This window comes from Mycobacterium sp. IDUB_37, assembly GCF_055419245.1.
The window spans coordinates 17859-34273 of record NZ_JBVAXG010000014.1 but is presented as its reverse complement, the minus strand read 5'-3'; the positions used below and the strand labels follow the sequence as shown (position 1 = coordinate 34273).

The following is a 16415-nucleotide window of genomic DNA, read 5'->3' as shown; positions in this document are numbered from 1 at the left end:
CGCCAGATCGTACTGCGGGAATCAGTGCAGATAGCGGCCTAGCCAGTCCAGCGTTCGTTGCCATGCATCGTTTGCCGCGACCGCGTTGTACCGCGGGCCGGTGTCATTGAAGAAGGCATGGTCGGCATCCGGTTCGACAACCAGATCATGGACCAGGCCGGCGCGATCGAGCGCGGCCTTGGCCGCCGGCTCCGATCCGGTAACCCGGGCGTCGAGGGCACCATAGATTCCCAGTACGGCGGCTTTGGCTGCGGTGAAATCGGGGTTCTCGGGCAACGGCCCGTAGAACGGAATTGCGGCCGAGACGTCCGGCGCGCCGGAGGCCAGCAACTGCCACACCAACCCACCCCCGAAGCAGAAACCAATCACCGCGATCTTCGCACCCGGCAGAAACTGACGTAGTTGTCCGACACCGGAGTTCAGGTCCCGGACGAACTGTTCGGCCGGAATGCCGGCCAGCGCGGCGGTGGCTTGCGCCGGATCCGGAAATGCCCCGGTTCCGCCCTTCTCCGATAGCAAGTCGATGGCCAGCGCCGAATATCCCGCTCCGGCAAGACGTCCGGCCACCGACCGCGCCCAATCGGTCAGACCCTTGTTCTCATGGATGACCAGCACGCCGCCTTTAGAGGTCGCCGCACGAGACCACGCGCCTTGCAGCTCACCTTGCGGCCCCGGCCAGGTGATCGGTGACGTAGTCAGCGCACCGGCCATTCCAGGTGGCTGGGCTGTGTTTTGGGCCGGCGTGCTCGCCGCCGGCGTAGATTCCTTCGGCTGTGCGCAGGCAGCTAGCAGGGCCGAAGCCGCGGCACTGCCCAGGCCAAGAAGCGCAAGCCGGCGGATGGCTTCCCGCCTGGTCAGCAGACCATCGCAATGATCGGTGGCAATCTCTTCGGCGATGTAATGGTGCAGTCCGGTCATAGGTCCATCCTGCACGCGAGTACGCGCCGCGGCGCTGTGGTTGACAGCGGTGCGGCAGCCGAGTTAATTGACCGCTATGACAGACGCTTCTCCAGTCCCCGCCGAAGACGTCGTAGTTGGAATGTGGCAGGCGCTTTCGCGGCGGGATTGGGACGCCGTCAAGTCCGTCCTGTCCGATGACTGCCTCTACGTCGACATGCCCGTCCCCGCGGTTTCGGCGCGTGGTCCCGAGGACATCGTGACGCGACTCAAGATCGGCCTCGAGGAATTGGCGGGCTACGAGAATCATGACGGGGTGCTGCTGTCTAACGGATCTGACGTCAGCTACGAGCACTCCGAGACCTGGAGGTTCCAGACCGGCGAGAGCGGCACGCTGAGATTCGTGACAGTTCACAAAGTGGTGAACGGAAAAATTAGTGTCTGGAAAGACTATTGGGATATGAACAGCCTCATCGCGTTCGCGCCGCCGCAGCATTTCGAGAAGCTCGTCGGCGGCGATACTTCCTGGATCTACGACGCGAGCGCCTTGGTCTAGTCCGCTGCTGATGTCGCGGGCGGCCTACGAGGCGATGCGGGCGGCTCATCTGAGCGCGGTGCGGGCCGGCTTGCAGGATCACGTCGCCCGGTTGGACTGGTCGCGACGCCAGATCGAGCAGTATCAAACCGATCGCTTGCGGGCATTGCTGGCCTACGCCAAGGAGCGCTCTCCCTTCCACGCCCTCCGACTGCGCGGGTTGGACCCGTCGCGAGCCACCGTCGCCGATCTTGCGTCGCTGCCGATGATGACCAAACACGACGCCCAGCACCACTGGGACGACGTCGTCACCACACCCGGCCTCGGTCGTGCCCGCGCCGAACGAATTCTCGCTGAGCAGCAATGGTTTTCCTATACAGGTGACCAGCAGTTCTTCAGCTCGGGTGGCTCCAGTGGCGTGCGGGGCGTGTACGTCTGGGATTGGGACTTCTACATCTCGGCGGCCTGCCTGGCCTGGCGAACGCAGGCGCGCGACGAGCGCAGCGCGGTCCCACCTTCGGAGGCGACCCGGTTGGCCGTGCTATCCGCGGCCGTTCCCCCACACGCGAGTACCCCGTTGTTCGATGTGCCGACCGCCCCCGGCATGCAGACCCTGGTCATCGCCGCCGGAGCACCCTTCGAGGAGGTGCTGGCGGCGGTTGCCGCCGCGGGTCCCACGCATCTGGTGGGCTACCCCACCGTGATCGGGCGATTAGCGCGCGCGTCGATCGGTGGTGACCTGAACATCGCGCCGGTGCGGGTGAGTACCAACTCCGAGCCGTTGCTCGACGAGGACCGGGCGGCGATCACCCAGGCCTGGCAGCCGGTGATTCACAATCTTTGGGGCTCAACCGAAATCGGTGTGCAGGCCGTCGGCTGTGGGAGGGGTGCAGGACTGCACGTGTGCGAGGACGAGGTTGTCCTCGAACGCGTCGATGCCGATGGAACACCCGTCGGTCCCGACGAGCCGGCAGTGCGAACGCTTGCCACCGGACTGGCCAACCGCACCTTTCCGTTCATCCGCTACGACCTCGGCGATCAAGTGGTGCCCCTGCCGGGCGCCTGCGCGCGCGGTAGTTCCTTCGCCCGCGTTGCCGATATCGGCGGCCGCCGCGATGACGATTTCCTTTACGGCACAGTGGCGGTACCACCCATCGCATTCCGGCACGTCCTTGGCACCGATCCGCAGATCTCGGAGTACCAGGTTGCCCAAACCGTCAACGGCGCCGACATCCTGGTTGTGGGTTCGCCCGACGTCACCACCCTCGCCGCGGCGCTGACCGCGGCACTGCGCAAGCACGGCCTGTCGCAGCCGACGATCCGGATCAGCTTGGCGGACAGCCTGACACGTCACCAATCCAGCGGCAAACTGCGCCGCTTCATCCCGCTGAAGTGATCGGACCGCGAAGGTCGCCGCTGGCCAGCCGGTAAATGCGGGCGGCGTTGTTGTGGGCGATGAGGTCAACCACCCGGATTGCGTCGGCCTCGCTCCAATCGCCGTCGGTCACGAAACCGTCCAACACCCGTCGAATCCCATTGCGCCACAAGGCAGAACCGAGAAAATGCAATTCGGCCGGTCCGAAGCCGTCGGACGAATACAGAATTTTGCGGAAGGGCGCCAGTTCGAGGATTCGGGCGATGAACGCGGGCGCCCGCGCTCCCAGATGGGTCACGGTCAACCCACCATCGAGGTAAACGTTGTTGAACGCTTGAGCCAGGTAACCGGCTTCGCGTTCGTAGGGATAACAGTGCAGCAGCACAATCGGCGTATCGCCGGATCTGCGCAGAAAATCCAGCAGCAGTAGCGGATTGGTTTTGTGCAGATCGCAATCCCGGTCGCCGAAGCCGACGTGGAATTGCAGAGGTTTGCCCAGTCGCAGTGCCTGGTGCAAGCCGAACCGCAGCAGTACCCGGTCACTGCACCGCACGCCACCCGCATCGCGCCAGCGCTGTGCTGCCTCGCTGACTTCGCCCTCCGACGGTTCGCTGAGGTCACCGTCGAACCCGCCCCGGTACGCCAGTATGGATTTGGTGCCTACCGCCGCAGCTCCCCTGCGGTGCAGGATCTCTTCGAATGCTGACGCGTAGTCGCCGGTGGATTGCGCGGCCTCTTCGGCCACCTGCTCGAGGCGCAAGATCTCGTACGCGCGCCGACCGGACAGTTCGCCCAGCTCGGCCGCGCTCGTCACGTCTACTCCGATACCGGTGTCCACCAGCCAATTGCTGACCCCGGCTGCGGGTAGAAACAGCCGAGCCAGTTCGCTTTCGCTCAGCTGGCTTCGTTTCTCCCAATATTGCTGTGATTCAACATGTCTGGGTAGTCCCAAAGCGGAGGCGCAGTGGTTGCGGACGGCGAAGCCCAGTTGTGAGTCGAAGCCGGAGTCGAAGTCGGCAAGTGGTCGGGTATTGGCTTCGTTGAGCGCGTTCTCGAATCGCCTTCTGTCCCCGGCGGTCCGCCAGCAGCCATGCACGTGCTGGTCGATCAATGCCACGTCGCGGATGTGCTGCGCCAGATTATTCATACGCTCCAGGCCATCCGAAATTTGTCCGCAAGTTGTTCCGCGGTGAGGTCCCCGTATCGGTCGTGCTCCATTTGCCGGACCGCGACCACCAGATCGACCAGCGTATCGCCCAGAATTCTGCGCATCAGTACTGAATTATCCAGTGCAGCAATAACTTCTGTTTGCTTCTCGGAGAGTAGCCGGATGTCGGCGGCGGCCCGGTCCGTCTCGGACAGTTTCGCAGGGTCGATCGTGGTTTCCGCCGGCAGGGTTGCCGAGTTGCGGATTCCGTCAAGCGCCAGGCCCAGAATCGCCGCCGACGCGAGGTACGGATTTGCCGACGGGTCGACGATCTTGACCTCGGCGTTGCCGCTCGTCGCACTGCTGCCGGGGCCGGACTTGATGAATCGCACTGCCGCCTCGCGGTTCTCGACACCCCAGCAGGCGTAGGCGCCGGCCCAGTTGCCCGGGCGCATCCGCAGACCAGACACGATCGATCCGCACAGAACGCCCTGCGCCTCTGGCAGTCCACGCAGTACGCCGGCGACCGCAGACTGTCCGGCGGCGGTCATGCCGCCGGGGCCGGTGCCGCCGGAGAACAGCGGCTTCGTCGCCGTCCCATCGGTCATTGTCAGCGAGAAGTGTTGGTGGGCACCCGATCCCACGCTATTGGCGAAGGGTACCGGGGACAGGCTGACGCGCAACCCTTGGCGCCGGGCGGCACGGCCGATGATGATGCGCAGCAGCACCAATTGGTCGGCCGCGGCCACCGGCGATAGCGGCGCCAGTGAGATCTCGAATTGATTGGCCCCGTACTCGGGATGGAACTGCTCCACCGCCACACCCGCCGACGCCGCGCCGGCGTTGACCTCTCGGACGAACGCTTCGTATTCGAGGATTCCGGCAAGGCCGTACTGAGCCCACAGCGTCGACGGCAACCGGCCGCCGTCGGCATCGACCAGCAGGAACTCGACCTCATGGCCGACGGCGGCGGTGAGGCCGGCTTCGGCAAGTGCGGCCTCCACGCGGCGCAGTGTTCCGCGACTGCACACCGGGACTGGTGCGCCGTCCTGCGCGAAGAACCCGGCGGGTGCCCACGCCAGGCCGTCGCCGATGATGCGCAGGTCGGCCAGGTCGATGCGCAACCGCTGATCACCGACCACGCCGACGTCGTCGGTGAACGCGATGCCGGTCTGGTCGATGGCGAAAGCGTGCCAGGACGGGCTTGCACCGAGCCCGGGTTCGGCGAACGTATTGGTTCGGCGTATCGGCACTGTTTTGGCGTTGGTCAGACCGGCTGGATTGACCACTGTGCCGATGACGGTGTCGACGCCTTCAGCTTCGAGTTGTGCGATGGCCGCGGCGGCGAGCGGAGTGGCCACGCTGGCCACTAAGTGGCCACCTGTTCAGACCCGGCTTGGCAAGGTCAGCACGCACGCCTGACCGATGTCCAGGGTCCGCAGCACCCGTCCCATGCCAACCCACAGCGCGCAGGAAATAGCCAGGTCGGCGAGCAACTCCTCGGAGAAGTGTTCGTTGGCCCGGTTCCAGAAGTCTTCGTCGTCGCGCAGCACGGTGTGCTCGGTCGAAAACCGGTGCGCAAACTCGGCCGCGAGTCGTTCCTGCTCGCTGTACCCGGGCCAGGTGCGCCACTCGGCGGCGTGGTCGTAAAGCTCCTCGTCGACGCCCGCAGCGGGCCCGTCGGCGTCGCGCGTGTTGGCGCAGACGGTGCACTCGTTGTTGTTGGCGATCACCGCCCGGGCAATCTCTCGGGTGCGTAGCGGCAGCTTGTTTTTGGTGTAGACAGCCCGGCTGAAATTGGCCATCGCGCCGCCAAGTTCAGGAGATTTCAGCACCCAACCTGCGACATCGTCGTCAGCGAAAGTTCCGATTCGGCTCATGGCGTGATGGTACGCCCGCGTGATCCGCGCGTAGCAGGGGCGATACGGCCCCGGATTCTGCCAGGAGATTGCCAGGTTCGGGGGCTTGAGCCGAGGCTCCCTCCGGCCTTAACCTGATGCAAATGAAAATCATATTCAACAACTAGGCAGTACCAATGTGGGACGGGGTGGAGTGTTGCTGGTGGGGTCGTCAGGCGCCCTGTCCATTGGTGCGGCGCCGATTTGGATGGCGTCGCCGCCCGAGGTGCATTCGGCATTGCTGAGTAGCGGGCCCGGCCTGGGCCCGATGTTGTCGGCGGCCGCGGCTTGGACATCGCTGGGTGCGGAATACGAGGCCGCAGCCGATGAACTGATCGCGTTGTTGGGCGCTGTGCAAGGCGGCTCCTGGGAGGGGCCGACCGCCGGCGAGTACGTGGCCGCCCACCAGCCGTATCTGGCGTGGCTAATGCAGAACAGTGCGATCAGCGCGGAGATGGCCGCGAGTCAGCAGACGGTTGCCGCCGCGTATACGACGGCGCTTGCTGCGATGCCGACGCTGGGCGAATTGGCCGCCAACCACGTCACCCACGGGACTTTGGCAGCGACGAACTTCTTCGGTATCAACACCATCCCCATCGCGGTCAACGAGGCCGATTACGCCCGCATGTGGGTCCAGGCTGCCAGCACGATGGTCGGGTACCAAGCGGTTTCGGACGCCGCTGTGGCCGCCGCGCCGCAATCCGACCCGCCGCCCCAGATCCTGAGATCCGAGGTCTCCGCCAATCCCGCCGAAGGCACCAACCCGGTACCGGGGTTCCTGCAGCAGATCGAGCAGTTCCTGCAGAACCTGCTGCAGTCCTACCAGGACTTCATCAGCAACCCGCAGCTCAACCCGTTTACCGCTTTCGAGAACTGGATCAACAACCCGCAGCTCGACGCAATCCTCGAACAGTTCGGCATCGGAAACGACACCATCGCCCACGATCCCTTGGTCGACAACGCGCTGGACGACTTCATCGCCAATATCCTGCGTAACTTCGGCTACAACTGGAACCCGTTGGAGGGCACGGTCAACGGGCTCGAATACGACGACTACACCGATCCGACGATGATCTCGTTCTGGGTCGTCCGGTCCCTGGAACTCACCGAAGATTTCCAGCAGTTCTTCGTCTATTTGCAGACCAACCCGGTGCTGGCGGTCCAGTACCTGATCAGCCTCGAATTGTTCGACTTTCCGCTGCACTTGGCCGAAGCCTTCACCTTGACGAGCCAGCCGCTGGCATTGGCCGCTGCGCTCCCCGTGGCGGCGGCCCCGCTGGCCGGCTTGGGTGGCCTTGCCGGATTGGCCGGCTTGGCCAGCGTGCCACAACCTGTGCTGGCGCCGGCGTTGCCACCACCGCCGCCCCCGGCGGCCCTGCCGCTGGCAGGTCTGTCGTCCGCGGCCGCGCCGGCCCCGGCAGCCTCGGCGCCTGCGCCCGCGCCCAATCCCCCGGGCGGCGCGCCGCCGCCATCCCCCCCGCCGTCAGCGCCGGCAGCACCTGGCGGGGCGGGTTTTTCGCCGCCCTACGTCGCGGCGCCGCCGGGAATCGGGTTTGGTTCCGGAATCGGCGCGAAGGCCAGGGCCGGTGCGAAACGGCAGGCGCAGGCACCCGACGCCGCCGCTGCCGCGGCGGCTGCGTCCGCGCGCGAGGCGGCCCGCGCTCGTCGGCGTAAGAAGGCGAAGGCGCGTGACCACGGCGATGAATTCATGGATATGAACGTCGGCGTCGATCCGGATTGGGCTGCTTCGCAGACCCCGGCCTCCGACCACGGCGCGCGACGGATGGGCTTCACCGGCACGCTGCGTGACGAAGCGGCCCAGGATGCCGCCGAGGCCGCGGGGCTGACCACATTGGCCGGCGACGAGTTCGGCAGCGCCCCCAGAATGCCGATGCTGCCCGGCAGCTGGAATCCGACCTCGGTATCCGACTGAGATCAACGACTGGCAATAGCCGCCGTCGGAGCGTCGCTGTCGAACCAATCTCGTTGGGCGATCACGCGATAAGCAACTCTGCCGAGAGCCGCTTCGATGGCACGGTGATCCGGACGGCTGGCGAACCCCGCCGACCGGGACAACTTGTCGCTGATCCACTGCAGCAGCAGCGAATACACGTAGTCGACCTGCGCGGAACCGGCCGGTGTGAGCCACAATCGGTCGCCGTCGCGCACCACGTAGCCGGTGGCTGCGAGGCGGGCAAAGGTGGGTTCCAGCAGCTCGAACGGGATCTGCAGGTTGTCGCCGATATCGGTGAGCCGCGCGGTGCCGAAGAACTGCCCGTAGCGGTTGACCCGCAACACCGCCCAGAGCCCGGCGACGTCGAGCTGACAGTCGGGCCGCATTGCGATGCTGCGCAGCCGCACGCCAGGCTCGGCGCGCAGCATGCGAGCGATCGCGTTTTCCAGCAATTGTTCGGGCGTATCGGTCGTCGGCATGCCGAACCCGTCACCAAGGTCGACCGCGCTGTTATGGATGTCGCGCAGCGGCACTTCGCGCAAAAACAGGGACAGCACGAAACCGAGGGCCGCGACCGGGGCCGCGCACAGGAAGACCTGCGAGAGCGACTCGGCGTAGGCGTGCACGATCGGTTCGGCGACCGCGGCGGATTGCCGGTGCAATGCGCCGGGCGAGCTCACCGCCTCGCGGGATGCGCCGGTCGCCGCCAGCGCCGACGCCAGTCTCGAATTGAGGAAATTGGCGAACAGCGAGCCGAATATCGCCGCACCGAAAGAGCTGCCGATGGTGCGGAAGAAACTGACGCCGGAGGTCGCCACACCCAGGTCCTCGAAATTCGAGGTGTTCTGCACGATCAGCACCAGCACCTGCATGGACAGGCCGATTCCCGCGCCCAGGATGAGTAGGTAAGCCGATTGCAACAGTGTGGAGGTCGAGCCGTCCATGTGAGACATCAGCAGGAACGCGATCGTCATCAGCGCCGTTCCCACGACCGGAAAGACCTTGTAGCGACCGGTCCGGCCAACCACGCTGCCACTGCCGGTCGAGGTGACCAACATGCCGAGCACCATCGGCAATGTGCGCAGTCCCGAGGTGGTCGCCGAAACCCCGTTGACGTACTGCATGAAGGTCGGCAGGAAGGTCATAGCGCCGAGCATTGCGAAGCCCACGACGAATGACAGCACACAGCACACGGTGAACACCGGGCTGGCGAACAGTCGGATCGGCAGGATCGGTTGAGCGGCGCGCCTTTCCACCCATACGAACGCACCCAGAGCAACCGCGGCGCCGACGAACAGACCGATGATCGTCGGCGACAGCCACGGGTAGACGGTGCCGCCCCAACTTGTCGCCAACGTCAGGCCGGACGCACTGAGGCCGATGAACACGATGCCGGCGTAGTCGACCACCGGTTTGATGGCCGAGCCCAGTGCGGGGATCGCCGCGGCGGCCACACAGAACACCACCACCGACACCGGGATGTTGATCCAGAACGCCCACCGCCAGGTCAGATAGTCGGTGAAGTAGCCGCCGAGCAGCGGACCGACCACCGTTGTGACGCCGAAGACCGCGCCCAGAATCCCCTGATAGCGACCCCGCTCGCGCAGCGGAACAACCTCACCGATCAGCGCGCTGGCGGTGACGGTGATGGCGCCGCCGCCGATTCCCTGCAGGGCTCGGGCGCCGACCAGCATGGTCATCGATTGCGCCAGCCCGCACAGCACCGACCCCGCGACGAAGAACAACACGGCGACCTGAAATACCCGCTTGCGACCGAACAGATCACCGAGCTTGCCGACCAGCGCGGTGACAATCGTCGAGGCCAGCAGGTAGCTGGTGACCACCCACGATTGACGGCCGGCGTCGCCCAGATCGGCGACGATGGTCGGCAGCGCGGTCGCGACGATGGTTTGATCCAGCGCCGCGAGCAGCATCCCCAGCATGATCGCGACGAAGATGAAGTTGCGCCGTTGCGGGGTGATCAGCGTGCTGCTGGGCGCCGGGTCAGCGGTCGGAGCGGGTGCAGCGACCGCTGCGCGCGGGCTTGTCATATGGGCGGGCAAGCCTCCTGTCAGCTGGGCGGGCGCGAGACGCACTGCGCCGAGTAGAGCTCCTCGCCCAGTTTGTCCATCAGCTCGAGTTGAGTTTCGAGGTAGTCGACGTGGTTTTCCTCGTCGGCCACGATCCCCTCGAGCAGCGTGGCGCTGGTGCTGTCCAGCTTCTCCCGGCACATGATGATGCCCGGCTTGAGGCGTTCCAACACCTCGTATTCGATGGCCAGGTCGGCCTCAAACTGCTCCCGCAGGGTCTGACCGATGCGCAACGAGAAGATGCGCTGGTAATTCGGCAGACCGTCCAGCAACAGGATGCGGTCGGTGATCGCCTCGGCGTGACGCATCTCATCGAACGACTCCGCGCGAGTGTGCGAAGCCAGCTCGGTGAATCCCCAGTTGTCCTGCATCTTCGAATGCAGAAAATATTGATTGATAGCGGTCAGTTCGCTGGTCAGCTGCTCGTTGAGCAGGCGCAGAACGTCCGGATCACCTTGCATGATCACTCCTACGGTGAAGGCTGTCACGTCGGACCGCAGGCGGGCTGGGCTGGAGCGCGCCATGCGGGTTAAGCAGCACTTTTGCGTGCCAGGTCTAAATCTAGTGCAGCAAAGGCGACTGAGCTCAGCCTTACTTGCGCCGTCGGCGCGTCCCAGTGACGTCAGTTCCCGGCAGCGTGTCTTTGACTTAGGTTAGACTCCGCTAACCTACTTAGGTTAGACTCCACTAATATGGGGCCCGTGCGCAAGCGGCTGATTGAGGTTCGCTGATGTACGTATGCCTGTGCGTCGGAGCCACCAATCAGACGGTGTGTGACGCCGTTGCGCGTGGTGCGTCGACTTCCAAAGAAATTGCTGCGGCCTGTGGTGCCGGCGGCGATTGCGGACGCTGCCGCCGGACTATCCGCGCCATCATTGCCGCCTCTCGCGCGGAGCGAGCGCAACTCAGCCCGTCTGCCTAGCGGCGATCGCAAGCGCGGCGGAGCCGGGCGCTGCGGGTCGCCGCCATCAGGAGTAGCAGCGATCCGGTTTCATCGCGCGCGATTGCTGAAATCCGCCAGCGCTGCCGCATTGGCTTGCGCGCCCATCAACTCGGCGAAGTGAGCGTTCTCTCGAGCTGTCGCCGCGGCGATCTCGGCGCGCAACGGCTCGATCATGGTGTGCTTGACCGCCATCAGACTCGAGATCGGCCGTGAGGCCAGAACATCGGCGTGCCGACGGGCCTCGGACAGCAGCTCCTCCGGTTCGCAGACCCGCCAGACCAACCCCATGCGTAACGCCTCGGCGGCGTCAACCCACTCCGAGGACATCAGCATCCAGGCGGCGTTCTGCCGCCCGACCAGCTGCGGCAGCAGATAAGACGACGCTGCCTCCGGCGCGACCCCCAAACTGGTGAACGGGCATTTCAGCCGTGCCGTCGATGACATGAAAGCCAGGTCGGCATAGCCCAGAATGGTGGCGCCAATGCCCAGCCCGACGCCGTTGACGGCGCAGATCAACGGCTTGGGAAACGCACTGAGCACTTCGATCAGGCCGCGGAATCCGTACTTGCCCTCTTGAAAATCCGGATCGGTGATGCGGGCCTGCATCTCGCCGAGATCGGTGCCGGCGCTGAATCCGCGACCCGCGCCGGTCAGCAGGACGACGGCTACCTCTGGGTCCCCGGCGGCGTCCAACAGTGCCTGCGCTGTGGCGTCGTAGAGGGCTTCGTTGAATGCGTTCAGCGCCTCGGGACGGTTCAGCGTCAGGGTGCGCACGCGGTTTTCATCATTGATCAGCAGCGTCACCGCTGCAGCGTAACTAACGGTTGCTGTAGACGCGGGTCGGCTCGATCAGCACTACCGCGCGCCGCTCGTGGGCCATCACCTGATCGTATTCATCCCAATCGTCGTGGGTGCCGCCCGCCGCGGTGAAGACCTCGCGCAGCAGCAGCCTCAGTTGATCGCTACCGGACAACCAGGTCGGGGCGTCATCGGGGCCGGCCAGCTCGGCGCGGCCTTCCACGGTGGCCCACTGCCAGCCGTTGCGAAACGTGATGGCCAGCTGGGGCCGGGCCCTGAGGTTGGCGAGCTTGACCTTGCCGTAGGTGGTGAATCCCAGGACGGGTACTCCCCCGGCCGGGTGCGGCAGCAGGCCGACATTCACCAGCGAAGCCTGCACGGTGGTATCGGCGCGAACCGTGGAGACCACCGCCAGGCCACTTTCGGAGGCCGCCAGTGCCACTGCGTCATCGAGTGTCGTCATCGCATTACCTCAATCCCTGAAGGGCCTCTTGATGACATACCGGCTGGTCGGCACCGTGTCGATATTCTCGTTGGCGCCGAAGGCAGAAGTGCTGGCCACCATTGCGCCCACCCGGTGCTGTAGGTCGGCATCGTCGGCGGCACCGAAGAAGGCTTTGAGATCGGACACCGCTTCCAGCGGGAACAACTCTTCGACGATGGCGGCAATTCCCGGTGCGTCCGGAGTCAACGCGCGCACCACCCAGTTCTGGGTGTAGCCGAACGTCGATTGAGTCTCGATGGCCACCGATGTGTGGTTGAGTTGCCAACGATCAAGCCAGGTCGCCTGGTCGAGCTCGGCCGGCCGGCGCAATAGCGCGATATTGGCGAAACCCTCTGTGCGAGCACCGCTTCGGAACTCCGGACCGGGCAGCGGAACCGACTCGGTGACCAGGTAGGCGGCGAGCTGGTCGGATTCGCCGGCCAGCAGAGCCAGCGCGGCCGCCGCCTGCTCGCCGTAGCACTGCTGGGTCCAGAAGCTCACCACCGCTACGACCGGCGGATCGAGTGTCGTCAGCGTCATCATCGAGTCGCGCACCAAGCTGTCGCGGACATTGACCGACAGGCCGGGAACGCCCAGCGTCAACAGTTCCTCCGCGACCGGACCTCGTAGGCGGTCGCACCAGTCGTCGTCAGACTCCGCCCGCCGCAACAGGGCGATCACTTTTTCCATGGGTCTATTTCACCAGCAGCCGTATCGGCAGCGTTTCGGAGAGCAGTTCGCCGATGATCGCCGCGAGCTGCCGGTACGACTGGTCGCGGCCAGCGGACGAACGGAATACCAGACCTATCCGACGGTTGGGGCGTGGTGTGGCGAACCGCGCGAGACCGACCGTGCTGCGCGCCGCCTCGACGGCCACCGCGCTCTCCGGTATCAGCGTCGCCCCCAACCCGCCGGAAACGCATTGAATTGCGGTCGTCAACGAGGCGGCGCGGGTGTCGGCGACTTCGGCCCGCGCGCCGGCCTGCCGGCAGACGTCCAGGGCCTGATCGCGTAAGCAGTGACCGTCGTCGAGCAACAACAGCGGCAATTGCGCCAGCATGGTTGTAGGCACTCGGCGCTTGCCCGACAGCGGATGGCCCGGCGGCAGCGCCAGGACGAAATCCTCCTCATAGATGGGAATCTCGGTGACCCCTTTGGTGTCGGCGGGCAATGCGATCAGTGCCGCGTCCAATGCGCCTTCCCGCAATACCGCCAGCAGACGTTGGGTCTGGTCCTCGACCACCCGCACCGTGAGTGTGGGTAGGCGCCGACCGACACCGGTCAACAGGGTTGGCAGCACATAGGGGGCCACGGTCGGGATCAGGCCGAGCCGGATGATGCCCTGCAGGGGATCAAACTTCCCGGCCGTGGCGCCGACGAAAGCCTCCGCCGCGTCGACCACCGCTTGAGCGAGCGGCAGTAACTGAGCGCCCTCGGGTGTCACGCGCACATGCCGGGTCGACCGCTCCACCAGGTTGGTGCCCAGGCCCGATTCGAGGGCCGAGAGGGCCTGCGACAAAGTCGACTGACTCACTCCCAGATTTGTTGCGGCGCTACCGAAATGCCCCTTGGTAGCCACCGCGGCAAACGCCCTTAGCCCGGCAAGGGTGGGCTGAAAAGTCTTATCGGTCATACCGATGAATATAGTGCGATAAATCACCTTTACTTCATGCCTGTAGAGCGGCAGCATGGTGTGAGCGTCGACCAATCTTGAATGAGTCCAGATAATGAGTAAACGAGGAGTGAGATGTCTCTGCTGACCATCGGCCAACAATTTCCCGCGTACCGTGTGACCGCCCTGATCGGCGGGGATCTGTCGCAGGTCAACGCGCAGCAACCAGGAGACTACTTCACCACCATCTCCAGCGACGACCATCCGGGCAAATGGCGCGTAGTGTTCTTCTGGCCCAAGGACTTCACCTTCGTGTGCCCCACCGAGATCGCAGCGTTCGGCAAGCTGAACGACGAGTTCGAGGACCGCGACGCGCAGGTGCTGGGCGTCTCGATCGACAGCGAGTTCGTCCACTTCCAGTGGCGTGCCCAGCACGAGGAACTCAAGACGCTGCCGTTCCCGATGCTGTCTGACATCAAGCGGGAGCTCGCCGTGGCGGCCGGTGTGCTCAATGCCGACGGCGTCGCCGACCGCGTGACGTTCATCGTCGACCCCCACAACGAGATCCAATTCGTCTCCGCGACGGCCGGATCCGTGGGGCGTAACGTCGATGAGGTGTTACGGGTCTTGGACGCCTTGCAATCCGACGAGTTGTGCGCCTGCAACTGGCGCAAGGGTGACCCGACGATCGACGCCGGCGAGCTGCTCAAAGCTTCCGCCTAACAACAGGCCCGATCAGGAGACGAACATGACTGTCGAGAATCTCAAGAACGCACTGCCCGAGTACGCCAAGGACCTCAAGCTCAACCTCGGCTCGATCACCCGCACCACGTTGCTGAACGAGGAGCAACTGTGGGGCACCTTGCTCGCCTGTGCCGCGGCGACGCGGAACTCTCAGGTGCTGGCCGAGATTGGTGCCGAGGCGGCGGACAACCTGTCGGCCGAGGCGTACAACGCCGCCCTGGGGGCCGCATCGATCATGGGGATGAACAACGTGTTCTACCGTGGTCGAGGGTTCCTGGATGGCAAATACGACGATTTGCGGGCCGGGCTTCGGATGAACATCATCGCCAATCCCGGTGTGGACAAAAAAAACTTCGAGCTGTGGAGTTTCGCCGTGTCGTCGATCAACGGGTGTTCGCACTGCATGGTCGCGCACGAACACACCCTGCGGGAAACCGGTGTGGGCCGAGAAGCAATTCTCGAGTCGTTGAAGGTGGCGGCTATCGTTTCCGGTGTGGCCCAAGCGATCAGTACGGCAGAGGCACTGGCCTCGGTGTGACCGAGCCCTCCTGGATCGAACACGCGATCTGGTGGCAGGTCTATCCCCTGGGCTTCGTCGGGGCATTCCCTGCCGAAAGTCCGCCGGGCCCAGGGGAACACCGCCTGTGCCGGGTCGTCGACTGGTTCGATCACGCCATCGCTCTGGGCGCATCCGGCGTCGCGCTGGGCCCGATCTTCGCATCGCGCACACACGGCTACGACACCACCGACCACTACCGTGTCGACCCCCGACTCGGGGACCAGGACGACTTCGACTACTTTGTCGCCCAGGCGCATTCCCGGGGTCTTCGCGTCTTGCTCGACGGGGTGTTCAACCACGTCGGGCAGGATTTTTCGCGCGACCGAAATTGGTTCAGCGGCGGTGACTTTGAGGGTCACTCGGAGCTGATCGGCCTGAACCACGGCAACCCCGAGGTCGTCGACTACGTAGTTGACGTGCTGACGCACTGGCTGGACCGTGGCGCCGACGGATGGCGGCTGGACGCGGCTTATGCTGTGCCGCAGAAATTCTGGGCGTCGGTGTTGCCCAGGGTCCGGGAACGCCATCCGGACGCCTGGTTCGTCGGCGAGCTCATTCACGGCGACTATGCGGCGGAGGTCGATGTCGCGCGGTTTGACTCGGCCACCCAGTACGAGCTCTGGAAGGCCACCTGGAGCAGCCTCAACGACGGCAACTTCTTCGAACTCGACTGGGCGTTGCAACGCCACAACGCATTCGTCGAAACATTCGCGCCGCTGACCTTCGTCGGCAACCATGACGTCACCCGAATTGCCAGCCGAATCGAGCAGACCGAGCACCTGGCACACGCCTTGGTGATTTTGCTGACGATAGGTGGCGTACCCAGCGTCTATGCCGGTGACGAGTTCGGCTTTCGCGGCATCAAAGAGGAACGTGTCGGTGGAGATGACGCCGTGCGTCCCGAGTTCAGCTCTCCCCCAATACCTTTGGATGATGCGAGTGCGCAGATCTGGGCGCTACATCAGCATCTGATCGGCCTGCGTCGCCGCCATCCCTGGCTGCACAAGGCGTCAACCACAGCAGTGCGGCTGGAAAACCGCCACTACGTATATCGGACCCGGCACGGCGATGAGTCGCTGCTCGTCGTACTCAACATCGACGACAAGCCGCTGCGGCTGCCGCTATCCAAACTGGGTACCGCACGTGCCCAGGTGATCGCTGGATCCGCGGCACCCCCCGAAGATCTCGTGGATACCGTCGTTGTCGAGCCACACGGCTGGCTGATAGTTCGACCTACCTAATGGCCGCGGCGCCCGGCTCCGCCGCCCTTGCGATCGCGACTACCTAATGGTCGCGACCCGCGGCGCCCGGCTCCGCCGCCCTTGCGATCGCGACTACCTAATGGTCGCGACCCGCGGCGCCCGGCTCCGCCGCCCTTG

Annotated in this window: 17 protein-coding genes; 7 read left to right on the top strand and 10 right to left on the bottom strand. The window is 64.8% G+C overall.

Annotation, left to right across the window (positions count from 1 at the left end; genetic code table 11):
• Positions 1–21: 21 nt before the first annotated feature.
• Positions 22–918 (bottom strand): dienelactone hydrolase family protein, encoded by an 897-nt coding sequence (locus ACZY1I_RS29935; protein WP_463761044.1) that lies wholly within the window; start codon positions 916–918, stop codon positions 22–24.
• Between the two features lie 76 nt (positions 919–994).
• Between ACZY1I_RS29935 and ACZY1I_RS29930 the strand changes: the two genes are divergently transcribed.
• Together ACZY1I_RS29930 and ACZY1I_RS29925 are read left to right on the top strand one after the other, a co-directional pair.
• The gene (locus ACZY1I_RS29930) at positions 995–1453 is read left to right on the top strand and encodes a limonene-1,2-epoxide hydrolase family protein (RefSeq protein ID WP_463761043.1); all 459 of its coding nucleotides are present in this window, start codon (positions 995–997) and stop codon (positions 1451–1453) included.
• A gap of 10 nt (positions 1454–1463) precedes the next feature.
• On the top strand, positions 1464–2828 hold the full coding sequence (locus tag ACZY1I_RS29925; RefSeq protein WP_463761042.1) for a phenylacetate--CoA ligase family protein: 1365 nt from the start codon (positions 1464–1466) through the stop codon (positions 2826–2828).
• Here ACZY1I_RS29925 and ACZY1I_RS29920 read toward each other — a convergent pair.
• The 3 genes from ACZY1I_RS29920 to ACZY1I_RS29910 are packed head-to-tail and all read right to left on the bottom strand — an operon-like array spanning position 2812 to position 5834.
• A complete protein-coding gene (locus tag ACZY1I_RS29920; protein ID WP_463761041.1) occupies positions 2812–3954 on the bottom strand; it encodes an amidohydrolase family protein in 1143 nt (380 codons plus the stop codon). The two genes, ACZY1I_RS29925 and ACZY1I_RS29920, sit on opposite strands and share 17 nt — an antisense overlap.
• On the bottom strand, positions 3951–5315 hold the full coding sequence (locus ACZY1I_RS29915; RefSeq protein WP_463761236.1) for a type I glutamate--ammonia ligase: 1365 nt from the start codon (positions 5313–5315) through the stop codon (positions 3951–3953). The genes ACZY1I_RS29920 and ACZY1I_RS29915 overlap by 4 nt, the downstream gene beginning before the upstream one ends.
• 24 nt (positions 5316–5339) lie before the next feature.
• Positions 5340–5834 carry a carboxymuconolactone decarboxylase family protein gene (locus tag ACZY1I_RS29910; RefSeq protein WP_463761040.1) on the bottom strand — a complete coding sequence of 165 codons (495 nt, stop codon included), beginning with the start codon at positions 5832–5834 and terminating at the stop codon, positions 5340–5342.
• 226 nt (positions 5835–6060) lie between these two features.
• Between ACZY1I_RS29910 and ACZY1I_RS29905 the strand changes: the two genes are divergently transcribed.
• Complete coding sequence (locus ACZY1I_RS29905) at positions 6061–7785, top strand: PPE domain-containing protein (RefSeq protein ID WP_463761234.1); 1725 nt, start codon at positions 6061–6063, stop codon at positions 7783–7785.
• Positions 7786–7787: 2 nt separating this feature from the next.
• Here the strand turns inward: ACZY1I_RS29905 and ACZY1I_RS29900 are convergent, their stop codons facing one another.
• Together ACZY1I_RS29900 and bfr are read right to left on the bottom strand one after the other, a co-directional pair.
• Positions 7788–9857 (bottom strand): MDR family MFS transporter, encoded by a 2070-nt coding sequence (locus tag ACZY1I_RS29900; RefSeq protein ID WP_463761039.1) that lies wholly within the window; start codon positions 9855–9857, stop codon positions 7788–7790.
• A 20-nt stretch (positions 9858–9877) separates the two neighbouring features.
• Entirely contained in the window at positions 9878–10357 is a 480-nt protein-coding gene (gene bfr / locus ACZY1I_RS29895) for a bacterioferritin (protein ID WP_463761038.1), read from the bottom strand.
• A 269-nt stretch (positions 10358–10626) separates the two neighbouring features.
• Here bfr and ACZY1I_RS29890 point away from each other — a divergent pair, with 269 nt between their 5' ends.
• The gene (locus ACZY1I_RS29890) at positions 10627–10818 is read left to right on the top strand and encodes a (2Fe-2S)-binding protein (RefSeq protein ID WP_463761037.1); all 192 of its coding nucleotides are present in this window, start codon (positions 10627–10629) and stop codon (positions 10816–10818) included.
• A gap of 69 nt (positions 10819–10887) precedes the next feature.
• On the opposite strand, the gene ACZY1I_RS29885 is transcribed toward ACZY1I_RS29890, so the two are convergent.
• Genes ACZY1I_RS29885 through ACZY1I_RS29870 form a run of 4 tightly spaced genes read right to left on the bottom strand, consistent with a single transcriptional unit; the run spans position 10888 to position 13754 of the window.
• Positions 10888–11643, bottom strand: a complete 756-nt coding sequence (locus ACZY1I_RS29885; protein WP_463761036.1) for an enoyl-CoA hydratase/isomerase family protein — start codon at positions 11641–11643, stop codon at positions 10888–10890.
• Between the two features lie 13 nt (positions 11644–11656).
• Positions 11657–12100 (bottom strand): TIGR03618 family F420-dependent PPOX class oxidoreductase, encoded by a 444-nt coding sequence (locus tag ACZY1I_RS29880; RefSeq protein WP_463761035.1) that lies wholly within the window; start codon positions 12098–12100, stop codon positions 11657–11659.
• A 9-nt stretch (positions 12101–12109) separates the two neighbouring features.
• The gene (locus ACZY1I_RS29875; RefSeq protein WP_463761034.1) at positions 12110–12811 is read right to left on the bottom strand and encodes an EthD domain-containing protein; all 702 of its coding nucleotides are present in this window, start codon (positions 12809–12811) and stop codon (positions 12110–12112) included.
• Positions 12812–12815: 4 nt separating this feature from the next.
• Positions 12816–13754 carry a hydrogen peroxide-inducible genes activator gene (locus ACZY1I_RS29870; RefSeq protein ID WP_463761033.1) on the bottom strand — a complete coding sequence of 313 codons (939 nt, stop codon included), beginning with the start codon at positions 13752–13754 and terminating at the stop codon, positions 12816–12818.
• A 114-nt stretch (positions 13755–13868) separates the two neighbouring features.
• On the opposite strand from ACZY1I_RS29870, the gene ACZY1I_RS29865 reads away from it, so the two are divergent.
• The 3 genes from ACZY1I_RS29865 to ACZY1I_RS29855 are packed head-to-tail and all read left to right on the top strand — an operon-like array spanning position 13869 to position 16277.
• Complete coding sequence (locus ACZY1I_RS29865; protein ID WP_463761032.1) at positions 13869–14456, top strand: peroxiredoxin; 588 nt, start codon at positions 13869–13871, stop codon at positions 14454–14456.
• Between the two features lie 25 nt (positions 14457–14481).
• Positions 14482–15015, top strand: coding sequence for an alkyl hydroperoxide reductase (locus tag ACZY1I_RS29860; RefSeq protein ID WP_463761031.1), 534 nt, complete (start codon positions 14482–14484; stop codon positions 15013–15015).
• On the top strand, positions 15012–16277 hold the full coding sequence (locus ACZY1I_RS29855) for an alpha-amylase family glycosyl hydrolase (RefSeq protein WP_463761030.1): 1266 nt from the start codon (positions 15012–15014) through the stop codon (positions 16275–16277). Before ACZY1I_RS29860 ends, ACZY1I_RS29855 begins: the two co-directional genes overlap by 4 nt.
• The last annotated feature ends 138 nt before the right edge of the window (positions 16278–16415 follow it).